This window comes from Aeribacillus sp. FSL K6-8210, assembly GCF_037963925.1.
Taxonomy (GTDB): Bacteria; Bacillota; Bacilli; order Bacillales; family Aeribacillaceae; genus Aeribacillus; species Aeribacillus composti.
Genome location: NZ_CP150172.1, coordinates 1,849,316 through 1,866,262, shown reverse-complemented (window position 1 = coordinate 1,866,262; position 16,947 = coordinate 1,849,316). Strand labels below are relative to the sequence as shown.

The following is a 16,947-nucleotide window of genomic DNA, read 5'->3' as shown; positions in this document are numbered from 1 at the left end:
CCGGAAAAAGCAAATGTTTCATGACAAACGGATTTTATATACGCGCGCCTCCCATGGACGCAAGCGAATTTCTTTCAGTTCTTCCGTTTCATCAACATCGTAATTGCTGATAAGCAGTTCTTTTGTTTTGTAGGTGATATCATCCGGAAGCCGGAAAACAGGAGTTTTTTCAGAAAAATTAGTAATAACAATCAGCTTTTCATTTCCCAATGTGCGTGTGTATGCGTAAATATACGGATCGTCTTCCAAAATTAAGTCATATGTTCCATAGACAATAATGTCATGCTGCTTGCGAAGTTGAATTAATTTTTTATAATAATGAAACACCGAATTTGGATCCGCTAAAGCCTCTTTTACGTTGATTTCCTTATAATTTGGATTTACTGGAATCCATGGCGTCCCCGTTGTAAATCCTGCGTTTTCGCTGTCATCCCACTGCATCGGTGTGCGCGCGTTGTCACGCCCTTTATAATAAATTTTCTCCATCACTTTTTGCGGATCTTCACCATATTCTTCCACACGTTCTTTATACATGTTCAATGTTTCAATATCGCGGTAGTATTCAATCGACGGGAAGCGCACATTGGTCATTCCGATCTCTTCACCTTGGTAAATATACGGTGTTCCTTGCATCATATGGAGAAATGTTGCAAGCATTTTCGCCGATTCCACACGATACTTTCCATCATCGCCAAAGCGAGAAACAGCGCGTGGCTGATCATGATTGTTTAAGTAAAGACTGTTCCATCCTTTTCCTTCTAGCTCTTTTTGCCATTTTGTCATCGTTTTTTTCAAATCGGCCAACGACCATGGACGAATATCCCATTTTCCTCCAGGTCCGGAATCTAAACCAACATGCTCGAATTGAAACACCATGTTCAACTCATGACGCGATGGGTCGGTATATAAAATTCCCTCTTTTGGTGTGACTCCCGGCGTTTCTCCGACCGTCATAATGTCGTATTTTGACAATACTTCGCGGTTCATCTCTTGCAAAAACTCATGAACGCGCGGACCGTTCATAAAATACTTGCTTCCCGAAGCGTATTTCTTCCCTTCCTGCGGTTTTCCGTCCGGTAATTCTGGCACTTTCGAAATCATGTTGATGACATCCATTCGGAAGCCGTCGACGCCTTTATCAAGCCAAAACTTCATTATGTCATACACTTCGCGGCGCACTTTTGGATTTTCCCAGTTTAAATCTGGTTGTTTTTTTGAAAAAAGATGCAAATAATATTCTTCCGTCGTTTCGTCATATTCCCACGCTGAACCGCTAAAAATTGACTCCCAATTGTTCGGTTCCTTTCCATCTTTTCCAGGCCGCCATATATAGTAGTCGCGATACGGATTGTCCTTTGACTTTCTTGATTCGATAAACCACGGATGCTCATCTGATGTATGATTGACGACTAAATCCATCACTAGCTTAATCCCGCGTTTGTGCATTTCCTCAAGCATTTCTTCCCAATCTTCCATCGTACCAAATTCATCCATAATCTCCCGATAATCGCTTATATCATATCCGTTGTCATCATTTGGCGATTTATATACCGGAGATAGCCATACCACATCCACGCCAAGTTCTTTTAAATAATCAAGTTTCGCGATAATGCCGCGGATATCGCCAATGCCATCCCCGTTGGAATCGTAAAAACTGCGCGGATAAATTTGATACACAACCGCCTCTTTCCACCATGCTCGTTCCAAATTTCTCACCTCTATGTCCAGTTGTACACAAGCATTGTACTATAAAATAAAAATAGCGGCTTATATATTTATTAAAATTTTACATTCTCCCTTTTGGTACCGTCAAGAATTTTGTGTAATGCAAGATGGATAGGGTATCTCTGAAATGGATTTGGAATGGATAGGGAACCGATTTCCTCCCCACAGGAGACTGAATATTCAGTCTCCTGTGGGGAAAGGGAGAATCCCCTTATTTTGTTTATTTTCGTTTACAATATATGGTTAATTGTAACGTTCTTCAAACATTCGCTGGAGGACTTCCTGCGCTTCGGCAAATCCTCGCAACTTTCGCCCCGCCCATTTCTCATTAAAGTCTTGGATCGTCAAATACACGACTTTTTCCGCGGCTTCTAAACTGCTCAAACTATTCATCGGTTTTAGACGTTTCCGAATCTCCTTGATCGTTCGTTCGATGGCATTCGTCGTGTAAATTACACTTCGAATACTGTTTGGATAATTCATAAAGGTGAGGAGGACATCCAACTCATTGGCCCAAGATTGCACTTCTCTTGGGTACTTGCTCGACCATTTCGATTCAAACTGTCGAAACATCTCCAATGCGATTTCTTTACTCGGAGATCGATAAATGAGTTTCAGATCCTCCGCCATTTCGAATTGGTCTTTTTTCCGAACACGGCTGAGGGTGTTACGGACTTTGTGAACGACACAACGCTGTACGTCAGCTTTCGGATAAACCGCCCGAAAGGCTTCCTCCAGCCCCGGAAGACCATCAAATACGCCTAAAAACACTTCCTTGACTCCTCTTTTGTAGAGCTGTTGGAGAATCTCCCGCCATCCATAGGCGCTTTCTTGTCCTCCCACGAAAAAATCGAGAATTTCGCGATATCCTTCTTCATTTACTCCTAACACCACATAAATGACTTCTTTCTCTACCGTATCGCGGCGAAGTTTCACATACAAACCGTCCAAATATAAGACGGAATAACGCTTGTGTAGTGGACGGTTGCGCCATTTTTCGATGTCTTCCTTTACGACATCGGTAATATGGCTGATCGTCGTAGGAGAATAGGTACTTCCTAGAATTCGTTCGATCCACTTGCCAATTTCCCGTGTACTCATGCCGCTTTGATACATCTTGATGATGGCTTCTTCCAGCCAGCCGGTGTGTCGTTGGTAAGGGGCAAACAGCTGCGTTTGAAATTCTCCATTTCGGTCTCTTGGGACCAAAAGCCCTTCAATCCGGCCATATTGTGTATCTAGATTTCGTTGATAGTAGCCATTTCTCATATTGGATGTGTCCGCTTGTTCGATTTCGAGGAAATTTTTAATTTCTTCCCGCATAATCAGCTCTAATTTTTCTTTCACAAACTGACGAATGGCATTTTCCAGTTGATTTGCCCAGTCGATATTCGATATACTTTTAGACATAGGTAGGGTTCTCCTTTCTCTGGAATGTTTTTCGTCCAATCAGAGAATACCCTACCTTTTTTCTTTTGGTCTAGCAAAATGCTTTACACAAAATTTTATACATCATCCTCCTTTTCGTCCAATATAATGAAAATGGCAATAAACATGAGAAATAAGGGGACTACAGTATGAATAACAATGCCAAAACATTGGAAAACGCGCTTATCGGCGCTTGGGGAATTTCATTGATCGCGACGCTTGGTAGCCTTTACTTTTCCGAAATTTTAAAATTTATCCCTTGTGATCTTTGCTGGTTTCAACGCATTTTTATGTATCCACAGGTGGTTTTGTTAGGGCTTGCGGCCATTCGGAAAGAATATGGCATCGCTCGCTATAGCCTTGCATTATCCATCATCGGTGGAGCGATTTCTCTTTACCATTATGCTCTGCAAAAAATTTCGTTTTTCCAAACCCATGCGATTTCGTGCGGCCGCGTCCCTTGCACGGGACAGTACATTAATTGGCTTGGCTTTATTACGATTCCATTTTTAGCGTTAGTTGCATTTTTTCTCATTAGTGTATTAAGCATCTTCATTATTCGTAAAGAGAAAGAAGGGAAAATAAGTTGAAAAAGCTCCTTATCTTCGGATCGATTATTGTAGCGCTGTTTGCGGCGATCTCCTTTATCACATCGTATCAGCAAAAACAAGCTGCCAAAAATAATCCTTATCATAAAGAAGAACTTGACCCTGCAACTGTTGCGCAGCTTGATGATCCAAATTATCAAAACATCATTTTGCCGAACGAATTAGAACAGAAGTTAAAAAACAAAGAAACGGTCACCGTCTATTTTTACAGCCCGACTTGTCCGCACTGTAAAAAAATAACTCCGATCGTCGTCCCTTTGGCAAAACAAATGGGCATTGACTTAAAAATGTTTAATTTGCTTGAATTTGAAGATGGATGGGATAAGTACCATATTGATGGAACACCAACCCTTGTTCATTATGAAAAAGGGAAAGAAGTAAAACGAATCGATGGCTATCATGAAAAAGCAGTTTTCCGTGACTGGTTTTCTTCGATTCAACATAGCAATAAATAAGGAGCTCGCCCTGTGATGGACGAGCTCCATCTTACATTAACCAATCGCTTTGTGAAGGCAAATACATACTGCATGGGTAATGACGCTTGCTCATAAACTGCTCGATCATAAACGGAAACGTAATACCGTACCGCCTAAGTAATTTGACGTTCCGCTCAAATAGATCACGATACCGTTCGCAATCTCCGCTTTCTCCTACATATTCGATCACAGTAATTAACGATTGAAGTGATGAAATAATTTGAAACGCTTCTTTCATCGTTCCATTGTATGTAACGTATTCCCTTGGTAATGAAAGGATTTTCGAATTTTCAAACTTATTAATTTGTTCATCATCAAAATAATACGGAAAAATGTTTGTGTAAAAATAATTGACTAAATAATTCATATATTCCTCTTGTTCTTTCGTGGCTGCATAAACCATTTTCATGTTCTTACCACCTTTTCGCACTTGCATAACATACTATAAAACGCTACTATGAGTGTATCATATCTGATACATATATTGAGGTAGAAAGTGTTTCCACTGTTTTGAAATTTTGGAGTGAAATAATGATGTGGTCCAAAAAAGGAGACTGGCTTGAATGTGTCATTCCTTCTTTTTGGGAAGGACGTACGATTGAATCGTTGCTAAAAGAAGTATGGTGCGCCTCTAAAAAGTTAGCTCATCAACTGCGAATGGAAAAAGGAATCAAGCTCAACGGAAAAGAAGTATCATGGCAAACGCCATTAAAAGAAAAAGACCGCCTGCAGTTGTATCTTTATAAACCTGAACCTTCCATCATTATTCCTGAATATCGAGAGCTTTCCGTTTTATGGGAGGACGAGCATCTCCTTATTATTAATAAAGGCGCTGGAATCGATATCCATCCTTCTGAACCTTCTCAAATAGGGACTTTAGCGAACGCGGTCGCTTTTTATTTACAATCACAAGGGATTTTGACGAAAGTACGGCATATTCACCGGCTTGATCGTGACACATCGGGAACGATTTTGTTTGCCAAACATACGCTTGCAGGAGCCACGCTTGATCGGATGTTGGAAAGACGGCTCATCAAACGGACGTATGTAGCGCTCGTCCATGGCATCCTAAAAAATAAATCAGGAACGATTTCTGCACCGATTGGACGCGATCGCCATCATCCGACGAGACGCAGAGTTTCGAAAACGGGTGCAAAAGCGGTAACACACTACCGCGTCTTACATACGTTTCCCGATGAACAAACATCGCTCGTAGAGCTTTCCCTCGATACCGGGCGCACTCATCAAATCCGCGTCCATATGAGTTACATCGGTCATCCGTTAGTCGGAGATGTTCTTTATGGCGGAAAAGACACATTTCATCGACAAGCACTTCACGCCGTTAAACTATCATTTTTGCATCCTTTTACGAACGAAATGATTTCATGCATCGCTCACGTTGATGATTTTCCTGTTGATATCGCTCGGTTTTACATGGATCCACCATAAAAGGCAGACGTCCTATAAACGTCTGCCTCATAAATGCAATTCCTCTTTTTCACCGAGTTCATTATCTGCTTCTCTCTCTTCTTTTTCCTGCTTCACGACTTCTAGCGTCTTCACGTGGTGACCATCCATCTCCTTCACCGTAAACAAGTAATTGTCGATTTCGACGCTATCGCCTACTTTAATATCATAATGCTTCGTTAAAATCCATCCTCCAATCGTATCGACATCCTCATCATCAATGGAAAGGCCAAACAAATCGTTCACTTCGCTAATCAGCACTTTCCCGTCGATAATCGTACGTGTTTCATCAATTTTTTGGATCAACGGAATTTCATCTACATCAAATTCATCTTGAATTTCTCCAACAATTTCTTCTAAAATATCCTCGACAGTAACAAGTCCCGACGTACCGCCATATTCATCGACTAAAATGGCCATGTGGATGCGTTCTTTCTGCATTTTCACAAGCAAATCATGGATCGCGATTGATTCAATCACTTGAATGATTGGGCGGATATAATCTTTCATTTGTTTTTCTTCGGATGGATTTGTCACAAGATCGGTAAACACTTCTTTCACATTAATAAGTCCAAGAACGTGATCTTTATCGCCATCAATAACTGGATAACGAGTATATTTTTCCTCCCTCTAGAAATGTTGATATATCAAGGTTTCTTGGCATCTTAGGGATGCCAAAAAAATATTTTTCGACAAAACTCATCACATACTTTTGAATTTTTGTTGATATCTAACAGTCCATGGGTGCGCTTCGGGGCCACTGGATATTTTTGTATTTTTTACTCCAGTGGGGGGATGTGTATGCGACGCACCTTGGATCTCTGCACAACTGATGAGGACGAACCCTCCCATGTCTCTGGGCATCCTTGTGCCAACATTCCTTCGTTCGGTCTCTTCACCAGGCAGAGGCCGGCTAAGCTCCTTAAGGGACTCTAGGTCGAATGGATGAAATCGTGCCAGCTTCTCCGTGTCATCTGGTTGTTCAGACAGTTCTTTTTGCGAAAGGTGGCGACTCTAGGCTGCCTGCGCTTGGAATTGGGAAAAGATATCTTGAATCATTCGTTCCCCATCAAATGCTTGCTGTTTCACACAAACCGCGTATAGTACTTTCAATAGCTTGCCACATAACACGACGATCGATTGCTTCTTACGTAACGGGTTGATTGGGCGTGTCGTATAGTACTCGTGCAACTGACGGAAAGCCTCATTATGGCGAATCAATGGCATCATCACCCGAAATAAAAGGGCGCGTAGCCGTTTTCGTCCTCGCTTCGAGATTCGTTTTTGCCCCTTGTGTTGCCCTGACGAGTTCTCCTTCAGTGTCAAGCCCGCTAATTTGATGAGTTGCCTCGGATCTTGATACTGGGCAAAGCTTCCGATTTCCGATAACAGTTCAATGATCGTCGCATCTCCTAGCCCTGGGATCGTTTGGAGCCATTCGTATTCGGCGGTTGTTTGAGCAAGTGCCGTCAACTCTTCTGTGAGGGTTGCGATCTCTTGTTCCAATTGGCGATATCGGCGGACAAGCGTGGCGATTTCGATACGGGCCATCTGTTGTCCTTCCGTTATCCCAATCGAATGGCGGGCCACCTCTAACAGCTTTTGCACTTTCGGCTTCTGTGGGCATTTTAGCCTCTCGCTTTGCCGATAACGCTCCATTAGCCCCTCTACCGTCTGATTCGCAATGTCCATCGGAAATGGCGTTTTCTCTAACACCACCAATGCCATTTTGCCAAACGACGGAAACACCTGCACAAACTCAGGAAAATAACGATCGAGCCAACGAATCATTTGATTTTGGACGGCATTCAACTCTTTTGTCAACGACTCTCGAAACGTACTTCCTGCCCGCAATTCCGCCTCCACCTCATGGAGAATACGTGGATAGCTAAAGCGTCCGTCTTTAACCAGTTTCGCAATGACAAGAGCATCTTTGGCATCATGCTTCGTTGGCAAGTTGTCGTCGAGCTCTTTTGACCGTTTGACATGCATCGGGTTGACCATCACCAACGGGATCCCTTTTTCCTCGAGGAAGTAGGCGAGGTTCAACCAGTAATGTCCGGTCGGCTCGATTCCGACGATGACTTCGGTTTTGCCAAATTCCTTCATCGCTTCTTGTATCGACGCATAGAACTGTTCAAATCCGGATCTCGATTGAATCACAGGAAACGGCTTCTTCAGCACCCGACCTCGTGCGTCAACCATTGACGCATAATGTTTTTGTTTGGCAATGTCCATTCCAATCACTAACGTTTGGTCGGTGACTTGTTCAATTTTGCGATTTTGTGTACAATTCATTGTATAGTCCTCCTTGGTCTGATGTTAGGTGTTTGTTGACACCCCTGCATCATACTAAGAGGACTTTTTTCTTTCAAGTCCCCGAAAACCTTTCTAACAGGAATGCTCCTTTGGCACAGACCACATAAATTTCGTTTTCTTTCTCTTTAGGCAATTGCTCAAGAAATGGATCCACACCGTCAAGAACTTCAAAATAAGGAATATTTACAACTTGTACGTTCTTTCCTTCAATTCTCCAATCAGCATACTCCTCTTGATTGCGTACATCGACTATAAACAAGTCTTCCCCGCGAATGATTTTGTTTGCAATTTCTTTTACCGTGATAGTTTTTACCGTCATATTCCCTTCTTCCTCCTATCGAATGTTGTAAATTTGGTTTAAACTAATCATTTTACATATACATGTATGGGTATTTATGGTCTCAATATTACAAAACATTGCTCTAAAAGTCAACGCTTTTTATTTTTAGATGCAATTACTTCCTCCAGTTCGCCGTATTGTTCTATTATAAACGATAAAGGGACTGAAGATGTTTGCTTAAAATAAACGTATGATTCGAACGAGATTAGGAAGGTCGGAAAATTGAAACGATCAATGAAGAAGACACCGATTTTACATATTCGTAATAGAATTCAAGCTTATCCCTTTTTATAAATAGGAGAATTAGGTTTTGTCGCTATGATAGGGATTATCTCGTTTCCAAACTTTCCTGCTTTGGCACCGCCATCGATGCAGCAACGTTTTGCCATGATGGCGAACGGACGAGTTGCTGCAATCATCAGCGCAACTTTTTTAACAATCATTTCCAGTTTGGGACTCTATACTAATATTTCAACCATTTTGGATAACTTAAAAGACACCCTCACGCTTGCACCTTATTGGTGGGCATGGGGCATTGGGGGCGTTATCGGGAGCTTTTCCGTTGGATATTTCATTGACCGGACGGCACGACCGAAAATGCTTATGGCCGGAATTATAGCCATAATGGCTTTAGCTATGATCTGCATACCATTTGCACTCTCTTTCCCGATGCGATCCTTTTTACCTTTTGTTCTATGGGGGGCGATGGGCTGGGCTTCGCAAGCCCCGCAACAACATGAACGGCTTCGTTACCAGCCTGAGCATGACGCTGCTGTTGTAGCTTTAAACAGTTCCGCTAATTATTTAGGAAGTGCAGTAGGTTCTTCTCTTGGAGGGATTGTATTGCGTGCAGGATTGGCGCCTTCCTCCCTTCCGTTTGCTGCCAGTTGTCTAGTTTTGGCGGCTTTACTAGTACAATGTTTGATTATGTTCAGTAAAAAAGTAAGCGCATATCAGAACTTAAGAAATAAACTTATCTATGAAAAACAATTCTTTCTATAATTCGTATACCGAGAAGCATGACGCACACAGGCTCTCACAAAGCGATTGTTTGGCCCGCGATGCTTGAAAACTCATAAATGGTATAACGAGAATCATATAATAATCATTTTTTCTAGAAAAATATAAATTCAAACAAACAGGGTGCCGTTATCGGCTTAACCAGAATGAATATGATACGTGAATTTATTGGCAGGCGGAACCTGAATCTCATCGTTCCACGAAATATATTGAGGAACTTATCGTGTTTTTGGGAAAGGTATTAATAACTGTTCATTTTGTTCGCTTGCAAGATTTCGGTTCCGTCTCTTATCATGTTTTGATTTAGTTGCGAAAAAACAATTTTTCTTATGTCTATAGTTGACGCTTAAAGTCTTCCTCGTACCGCCTTTGTTTTTTTGTCATGTAGACACTTCATTTTTCAGTCTATTATTACTATAATAATCTGTGTCTACTTTTTAGTCTAACATCACTATTTAAACCATCCCCTTTCTTTAGATTGTTTAATCGCTTCGATCCGGTTCGTTACCTCAAGCTTATCCAAAATCGTTGAAATATAGTTTCGGACCGTTCCGGTTTTTAGTTTCAGTTCGTCCGCGATTTTTTTTGTGTTTTTCCCATCGGCTACAAGTTCTAATATTTCTTTTTCCCGTTCCGTGAGAGGATTTTCTTCACTGTAAACATCATCCATCAGCTCGGGTGCATAGATTCGCCGGCCTGCCATGATGCTGCGGATCGAACTTGCCAGCTCCTCGCTGGGGCTGTCTTTCAATAAATAGCCGCTGACACGAGCTTTTAAAGCCCGTTGGAAATAACCAGTACGGGCAAACGTTGTTAAAATGATCACTTTACATTCCAGATCTTTCAGCTCTTCAGCTGCCTCAAGTCCACTTTTTTTGGGCATTTCGATATCCATGATGCAAACATCAGGCTGATATTGCTTCACAAGAGAAACAGCTTCTTCTCCGTTAGTCGCCTGCCCCACCACTTCCATATCCTCTTCCAGATTGAGCAATGTTCCTAAGGCGCCGAGCATCATACGCTGGTCTTCAGCTATGACAATTCGAATCATGATTTCAGTCCCTCCTTAACGGTCTGCTTTACTACATTCGGTATTTTCATGATTAATGTAGTCCCTTTTTCCGAATAAATATCCAGACTGCCGTTTACAAACTCCAAACGTTCTTTTATTCCGATCAGTCCATTTCCTTTTGCAAGATCCCGTTCCTCCTTAATGCCAATTCCGTCGTCTTGCACCGTCATACATATTTCGTTCCAAGATTGCTGAATGGCAATCCGGCAAGTGAAAGCTTTGCTATGCTTGACGACATTTGTTACTGCTTCTTTCAAACACATACTTAAAATGTTCTCAATAAACGGGGATACGTTTGATAGTGTGAATTCTTCTTCATTACTGACTAACATGATTTCAGCTGCTTGGAGTAGTTGTTTTATATGTATGATTTCCTCTTTCAATCGAACCCCGCGCATTTGCGAAACTATTTTCCTTACTTCATTCAATGCAGTTCTGGCAGTTTGCTGAACGTCTTTCAATTCGCTCCGGGCTTGTTCAGGGTCTTTGTAAATTAATTTCCTTGCCAAATCACTTTTTAGACCGATGAGGGACAGCTTTTGGCCTAACGCATCATGAAGATCTCGAGCAATTCGTTGACGCTCCTCCTGTTTAACGAGCTCGGAAATTCTTTTGTTGGCGTCTTCGAGCTGTTCTTCAAGCTGCCCTTGCTTTTTTCGATTGTAAATATTGAATGGGAGAAGGATGACGCTAATCCAAATAATGATGACGAATGGCAATTGCTTTAAAAATAACTTTTCCTGCAGAACCACGTTATAGTTGATTGAGATGGTCGTTGCCGCTAAGTGAATGATGTACAATGTTAAAAAAGCAATTCGGTTTTTGATATGGCCGTTATAATAAGCGATATAAAAGGCAAAATAGATAAATTGAAAAAGAATCGTCATCGCGATGGAAATCCCAATTAAAATTGATGTCCACAAGTAGACAGGCCACTTTTTGGAAATAAAAGCTAAACGATATACAAAGAAAAAGATAATTGTCAGCACGATCCCTGCAATGATTTCCTTAGTGGAGGAAGATTGAAAAATAAAATAAAACGGCAAAATGCTAAAAACGCTCCATATATAAGGAGAAATTCCCGAGAATTTCTCTAAGATCATATACTTTTTTGTCATGGTCAAATCCTCTTAAATAAATTTGTTTTACATGTTATCTTATCATAAAAAGGTACACTGCGTCTTCAAAACTTTGCCGCTATTCTCTAAAGATTTTACAATTCAGGTTCAATATGGACTTTCGGCTTTTTTTCCTTCTTTTTCGATAAGTCTTTAAACCCGACAAACTTTTTCGCTTGCTCATCCCATAAGCGGAATCGGAGTGATTTTAAGCTTGTCGCTAGAGTGATGGTTGGTACATTCTGTAAAAGATACGTTTGATTGTGTGCCTCTTCCAGCTTATAATTGGGTATCCTTGGGCTCAAATGATGCACATGGTGAAATCCGATGTTTCCGGTAAACCATTGCAGCGGTTTCGGAAGCTTATAGAATGAACTCCCTTCAACAGCTGCCTTCACATACTCCCAGTTTTCATCTTCTTCAAAATAAGAATCTTCAAATGTGTGCTGTACGTAAAAAAGCCAAATGCCTAAAGTGCCTGAAATGAAAAAGATTGTGCCTTGAACGATAAGAAACGGCCCCCATCCGATCGTCCAACCAAGCAGTCCAACTAAGGCAACGATTGATATGTTTGTTATATATGTGTTGATGCGTTCCTTTAACCTCGCATTTTTTCTGTTAAACCGATTTTTAATAAGGAAAACGTAAATCGGTCCTAGCCCAAACATCACGAACGGATTTCGATACACCCTGTAGGCGAATTTAGTTAAAGGCGGTGCTGACAAATATTCATCAACTGTCAAAACCCATATATCCCCTGTTCCGCGCTTATCTAAATTTGAGCTGGTTGCGTGGTGGACTGAATGGTTGTGCTGCCATTTGCTGTACGGAAACAACGTTAAAATACCAGCTATTGTTCCAAAAATTTTATTGGCAAGGCGGTTTTTAAAAAAGGAATAGTGACAGCAATCATGGAAAATGATGAAAAGTCGAACTAAAAATCCAGCTGCGATCATGCAAATAGCGAAAGTAAGAACATAAGAAATGGATAAGCTTTGATAAGCTAAAAACCATAACAGAAAAAACGGCACAGTCGTATTGATCAACTGCCAAACACTATTCAGCGTGTTAGGTTTTTCATAAGGAGCCATTTGCCTTCTTAATTTTTTTTGCATTTGTTTCATCATGTTTCGATTCCCTTCTTTATTTGATATTTCTAATCATAAATGAGGGAAATCGATCTGTGTAGTCATATATGTCATATTCAAAATATGATAAATGTCATATATCGTTTTCTATCATATTCGTAATTGCTGACGGACATTCAAATTTTGGGAAAATGTTTTTTAACAAAACACATCTTGTAACAAGGTATTTTGCAAAGGATGGGCCAACAAGCAAGAGACGAAAAGCAAATTGTGATGATAACGGCATTTGCGGAACTTTGTGGATATTTTCTGAAGAGACTTTTGCAACGAGGAAAAGGCCGGACATTGAGTTTGAATGAAAACTTGAAGTATTCTCCATTTCATGTCTACTCGACATAATGCCGTTAGTTAACGGGTTCTTTTTAAAAGCTCCTTAAAAAATATGAAACCACAGAACTCTTCAATGAATTTCTGTGGTTTTTTACAGTAATAGGAGCATTTCCCTTCCATCTTTAGGAAGTTGTGAGCCTTGCCGTTTTAGATAAAACACAATATCGCTTTTTCCAGAATCTTAGCGAAAAACGGCTGAAGCACCGATGCCTTTAATATAACTGAACACTCCTTCTGCCTAGACTTTGAGTTTGTTCCCTTTGTCTCACATAAGGCCCTTTTTATTTCTTTATAAAAGGGATTATAGCGTAAATGGGGTTGTCCATTGCATTTGTAATAGCCAGCCCAAACAATTGAACAATTTTCAAATTCATGAAGTCACTCGTATTTACGTGTGAATAAGTGCATATTAGGCATTTTTCACGATCCATCTCCTGTCATTCGATCAAAACGTACATAACTATTTACTAAATGAACAGTACCACCATTTCTTGGCTTTTAGTCATATGCTTTATGTAATTTCATTTATTAGAATAATACGTTCTGTATTATCATCTTGTTGAAAGTAGTGATTTAAATTGACAGTTAAAAATATTCATGGATGCATACTCTAGTTTATTTTAATTATTTTGTAGATATATCTTTTTTCATCCAATATTTATAAAATTCACTGTTATGTAAAAAATGAAGAATTTCATCAGCTGTTAATCCGAGTTTTTTAGCTTCTAATATAAGCTCAACCCATTCTATATCCAATATTTGTTGTTCTTCCAATTCTTTATTGTTCATGTTTCCATCCTCCTTTCCATCTGTCACTGAAAACACAATACATTGATTTCTTGAAATTGTCATATATCAAAAGTTATAGATGGGCAAATTTCGCAAAAAAACATACTAACATTAGTAGTACAGACCTAGGCCAAGGTTTGTGCTACTATTTTTTTATAGTAGAAGTGAAGGAAGGTCGAACATCCCCTGGGACCAAATAGAGTCCGTATTAAAAACAGACCAACTTCACATCCTTATTTGAATCAGTTTAGTATGTTGGGTCCGAAGAGACCGTGTATAAGAAAATGGAATCAATAAGGCAATGTGAAGAACTTCTATGTTTGGCTAAAAAGGAGAGGCAGAAAATATGAAACACGTAGTGGCATTTGATGTCAGTATGGGGAAAAGTACAATGGTCATTTATGACCGTTATCGTCAATGCGAATATGAGGGTGAAATAACCCATAACCGCTACTCTTTCGAGAAATTAAACGAAACCCTTATATCTTTAACACAAAAAGATGCACAGGCACCTGATATTGTCTTTGAAGCAACAGGCGTATATTCAAAACCACTAGAACGATTCTTAGGTGATCAAGGTTATATGTATTATCGAGTTAACCCACTCGAAGCGAATATTCAAATGGCTTCAATGAGGAGACAAAAAACAGATAAAAGCGACGCTCATGAACTTGCGAAAACTCACTTTAGAGTTGAACGTGAACAAACTTATCAAGAAGGGGAATATTATAAACAAATGCGTGCAATGACGAGATATTATGATGAATTAAGTACTGTAGTTGAGCAATTTTCATTACAATAATTACCATGTAAAAAGAGACAAACGGAGTACCCCTTATGCCACATGAAGCTGTTTTTTAACGACATCAATGGGAATATCTTGTTTCGCTGCATCGTAAATAAACTCCACGAGGCTATGTCCTTTCTTCTTTCGAAGGAAGTCAAGCCCGGTAGAGAAATCGCTGTTGGATTCGACCATACTGTACACATAAGCGAGTTGCACCAAGATCCAATACCGTTTCACCGCCCGACGTTGACGAACGCGGTACCCATCGAGCTTCAGCTGGTCTTTCGCTTGTCGAAAAAAGCATTCGATCGACCAACGCTGGGCATAGTAGCGCAAGATCTCTTCATCGCTTAGCTCCCGGTCGGTGCTCAAGACGCAGTGAAGATGTTCAGGTGTCATCGGCTGATCGGCTTTCCAAGCCAACAACACAACGGCATCATCGAGACCTTTCAGCGCTCCCTCGTAGCGATACACGCGATAACGCTCTTCTCCCACCGTGACGAGATGGGTGTCGTTCGGTTCGATATAGCGGGCAAACTGTTTGGCTTGGATGGCGATGCCTTTTGGATAAAGAACCCGATTCGTCTTGAGCATCGCAATGACGTGGAATCCTTTTTTCAGGCAGGCTTCCACGAGTGTTTTCGATGGGTACCAAGAATCCATCAGCACATAAACAGAACCGTGCACATCCAAAGAAGAAAGCATCTCGATGGCCCATTGACCCTTGCTTTTCCCATCCGCCTTGTCGTAGAGGCGAAACGCAAAGGGAAAGGCTTGCGTCATCGTATGAACCATGAGCCAGACGAGAGAGTGTCCCCAAATCGACTTTTTGTCCGCGTGAGAATAATGCCAATTACACCCTTCAATAGCGTGTTTCGCCTGTGACGAAGGCTTCGTTTTTCGGCAGATCGTATCATCGATCGAAACAAAAATGGGGTGATTCTTTCGCTTGGCCGTTCGTTCCACATGACGAAGCATCCACTGCTGGAGTTTGCGAAGCAAGATTTCTTCATCCCAAGGGCTTTTCGTGAAAAAATGGCTCAGTGTCGTTCGATGGTTGGGATGAAAGCTCTCATGATGCAGATCGGTCAAGGTTCCCACAAATCCTTTCGTTGTCAGCGCATCGATAATATGAACGAGATGCTTCATGACCGGCTTAGAGAAATAAAGGGCCAGCCCCAACATTGCGAAAAACTTGTCGATTCCTTGGTGATGTGGTAGTCTATTCATGAGACATGAACCTCCTTGAGAATGGTTTGGTGACACATCTATTCTAATCAAGGAATCGGGTTCATGTCTCCTTTTTTGTTCGGATGTAAATTTATGTTAGTGAATTTGCTCATCTACAGTTAAGTAGTGAAATGACGCATTTATATAGTCGTTTACATGCGATTCTACAATTGAGTTTTCCCGAGTTAGAAAAGCTATTCAGTAAACGTTCTGCTTTATTTTTGAATGTCGTTCAATTATACCCTCATCCGGATCATGTGTTAGTTTGTTCAAAAACAGTGATTCGTAATCGTTTAAAAGCCAACACAAGAAAAAACTTATCATTGGCACGTGCTGAAGAAAAAGGGATCGCTTTAATCGAAGCAGCAAAAGAAGCGTATCCAGCAATTTCAAAAGATGATATTCGCTGTGAACAAGTGCGGGATTATGTCAAACGGATTGCAGACTTGAAGGAGAAAAGAGATCAACTTGTCCAAAAGATGGTTAAATTATCGAAAGATAAACAAGAGTATCAGATTTTAATTTCATTTCCAGGAATCGGAGAAACGACTGCAGTTCGTTTAATTGGAGAATTAGGAGATATTCGACGATTCAAAAACCATAAACAACTGAATGCTTACGTCGGTATTGATATTATGAGATATCAATCTGGGAATACCTTTTATAAAGACAAGATTAATAAAAGAGGAAATAACAAACTTAGAAAGATTCTATTTTACATGATCCAGACCATGATCCAACTACGGAAAAACACACAAAATCATATTGTAGATTATTATGATAAATTAAAAACGCAACCCCAGAGGAAACCTCATAAAGTTGCGTCCATAGCATGCGTGAATAAGTTCTTGAAATCGGCTTATCACCTTATCACACATAATCTGAAATACGATTACGAAAAGGCAACAATGCATCAGTAATCGTAAGTAAGATTATATCACAAAGACCTGACGAAAAAAATGGAAATCGTGAGGTCTATTTGTCATGCGAAAATTTATTTTGGAAGGAAGGGGTCCCCCTTCCTTCCAAAATAAAATCTATATTAACCAAATTATTTAATAAAAAATACTTGACTAGAGGTAAGAAAGGG

General features: G+C 40.5%; 16 protein-coding genes and 1 pseudogene. 6 read left to right on the top strand and 11 right to left on the bottom strand.

Annotation, left to right across the window (positions count from 1 at the left end; genetic code table 11):
- Window positions 1–18: 18 nt before the first annotated feature.
- The gene (locus tag NSQ41_RS08960; protein ID WP_081189041.1) at window positions 19–1,707 is read right to left on the bottom strand and encodes an alpha-glucosidase; all 1,689 of its coding nucleotides are present in this window, start codon (window positions 1,705–1,707) and stop codon (window positions 19–21) included.
- Between the two features lie 261 nt (window positions 1,708–1,968).
- A complete protein-coding gene (locus tag NSQ41_RS08955; RefSeq protein WP_339195591.1) occupies window positions 1,969–3,135 on the bottom strand; it encodes an IS256 family transposase in 1,167 nt (388 codons plus the stop codon).
- Window positions 3,136–3,302: 167 nt separating this feature from the next.
- On the opposite strand from NSQ41_RS08955, the gene NSQ41_RS08950 reads away from it, so the two are divergent.
- Both NSQ41_RS08950 and NSQ41_RS08945 read left to right on the top strand, forming a co-directional pair.
- Window positions 3,303–3,743, top strand: a complete 441-nt coding sequence (locus tag NSQ41_RS08950; RefSeq protein ID WP_339195588.1) for a disulfide oxidoreductase — start codon at window positions 3,303–3,305, stop codon at window positions 3,741–3,743.
- Window positions 3,740–4,216, top strand: a complete 477-nt coding sequence (locus NSQ41_RS08945) for a thioredoxin family protein (protein WP_062756337.1) — start codon at window positions 3,740–3,742, stop codon at window positions 4,214–4,216. Before NSQ41_RS08950 ends, NSQ41_RS08945 begins: the two co-directional genes overlap by 4 nt.
- 31 nt (window positions 4,217–4,247) lie before the next feature.
- Here NSQ41_RS08945 and NSQ41_RS08940 read toward each other — a convergent pair whose 3' ends face one another.
- Window positions 4,248–4,646 carry a YhcU family protein gene (locus NSQ41_RS08940; RefSeq protein ID WP_081189044.1) on the bottom strand — a complete coding sequence of 133 codons (399 nt, stop codon included), beginning with the start codon at window positions 4,644–4,646 and terminating at the stop codon, window positions 4,248–4,250.
- Window positions 4,647–4,771: 125 nt separating this feature from the next.
- On the opposite strand from NSQ41_RS08940, the gene NSQ41_RS08935 reads away from it, so the two are divergent.
- On the top strand, window positions 4,772–5,686 hold the full coding sequence (locus tag NSQ41_RS08935) for an RluA family pseudouridine synthase (RefSeq protein ID WP_339195742.1): 915 nt from the start codon (window positions 4,772–4,774) through the stop codon (window positions 5,684–5,686).
- Window positions 5,687–5,713: 27 nt separating this feature from the next.
- On the opposite strand, the pseudogene NSQ41_RS08930 reads toward NSQ41_RS08935, so the two are convergent.
- From NSQ41_RS08930 to NSQ41_RS08920, 3 genes and pseudogenes are all read right to left on the bottom strand, one after another.
- Window positions 5,714–6,334 (bottom strand): annotated as a pseudogene (locus NSQ41_RS08930) (hemolysin family protein); the annotation flags it as partial.
- A 384-nt stretch (window positions 6,335–6,718) separates the two neighbouring features.
- A complete protein-coding gene (locus tag NSQ41_RS08925; protein WP_094245744.1) occupies window positions 6,719–8,002 on the bottom strand; it encodes an IS110 family transposase in 1,284 nt (427 codons plus the stop codon).
- A gap of 73 nt (window positions 8,003–8,075) precedes the next feature.
- A complete protein-coding gene (locus tag NSQ41_RS08920) occupies window positions 8,076–8,342 on the bottom strand; it encodes a rhodanese-like domain-containing protein (RefSeq protein WP_094245743.1) in 267 nt (88 codons plus the stop codon).
- Window positions 8,343–8,681: 339 nt separating this feature from the next.
- Between NSQ41_RS08920 and NSQ41_RS08915 the strand changes: the two genes are divergently transcribed.
- Window positions 8,682–9,365, top strand: a complete 684-nt coding sequence (locus NSQ41_RS08915) for a hypothetical protein (protein ID WP_339211485.1) — start codon at window positions 8,682–8,684, stop codon at window positions 9,363–9,365.
- Between the two features lie 469 nt (window positions 9,366–9,834).
- On the opposite strand, the gene NSQ41_RS08910 is transcribed toward NSQ41_RS08915, so the two are convergent.
- From NSQ41_RS08910 to NSQ41_RS08895, 4 genes are all read right to left on the bottom strand, one after another.
- Window positions 9,835–10,434, bottom strand: coding sequence for a response regulator transcription factor (locus NSQ41_RS08910; protein WP_339211483.1), 600 nt, complete (start codon window positions 10,432–10,434; stop codon window positions 9,835–9,837).
- Window positions 10,431–11,573: a sensor histidine kinase gene (locus NSQ41_RS08905; RefSeq protein ID WP_144598002.1), complete on the bottom strand. Its 1,143-nt coding sequence runs from the start codon at window positions 11,571–11,573 to the stop codon at window positions 10,431–10,433. Before NSQ41_RS08905 ends, NSQ41_RS08910 begins: the two co-directional genes overlap by 4 nt.
- Before the next feature lie 95 nt (window positions 11,574–11,668).
- Window positions 11,669–12,700, bottom strand: a complete 1,032-nt coding sequence (locus tag NSQ41_RS08900; RefSeq protein ID WP_339211481.1) for a fatty acid desaturase — start codon at window positions 12,698–12,700, stop codon at window positions 11,669–11,671.
- Between the two features lie 975 nt (window positions 12,701–13,675).
- On the bottom strand, window positions 13,676–13,840 hold the full coding sequence (locus NSQ41_RS08895) for an anti-repressor SinI family protein (RefSeq protein ID WP_242009324.1): 165 nt from the start codon (window positions 13,838–13,840) through the stop codon (window positions 13,676–13,678).
- Window positions 13,841–14,186: 346 nt separating this feature from the next.
- On the opposite strand from NSQ41_RS08895, the gene NSQ41_RS08890 reads away from it, so the two are divergent.
- Window positions 14,187–14,642: a transposase gene (locus NSQ41_RS08890; RefSeq protein WP_339211480.1), complete on the top strand. Its 456-nt coding sequence runs from the start codon at window positions 14,187–14,189 to the stop codon at window positions 14,640–14,642.
- Between the two features lie 33 nt (window positions 14,643–14,675).
- Here the strand turns inward: NSQ41_RS08890 and NSQ41_RS08885 are convergent, their stop codons facing one another.
- Window positions 14,676–15,857, bottom strand: coding sequence for an IS701 family transposase (locus NSQ41_RS08885; protein WP_063388773.1), 1,182 nt, complete (start codon window positions 15,855–15,857; stop codon window positions 14,676–14,678).
- Between the two features lie 323 nt (window positions 15,858–16,180).
- Here NSQ41_RS08885 and NSQ41_RS08880 point away from each other — a divergent pair, with 323 nt between their 5' ends.
- Window positions 16,181–16,777: a transposase gene (locus NSQ41_RS08880; protein ID WP_339211478.1), complete on the top strand. Its 597-nt coding sequence runs from the start codon at window positions 16,181–16,183 to the stop codon at window positions 16,775–16,777.
- The last annotated feature ends 170 nt before the right edge of the window (window positions 16,778–16,947 follow it).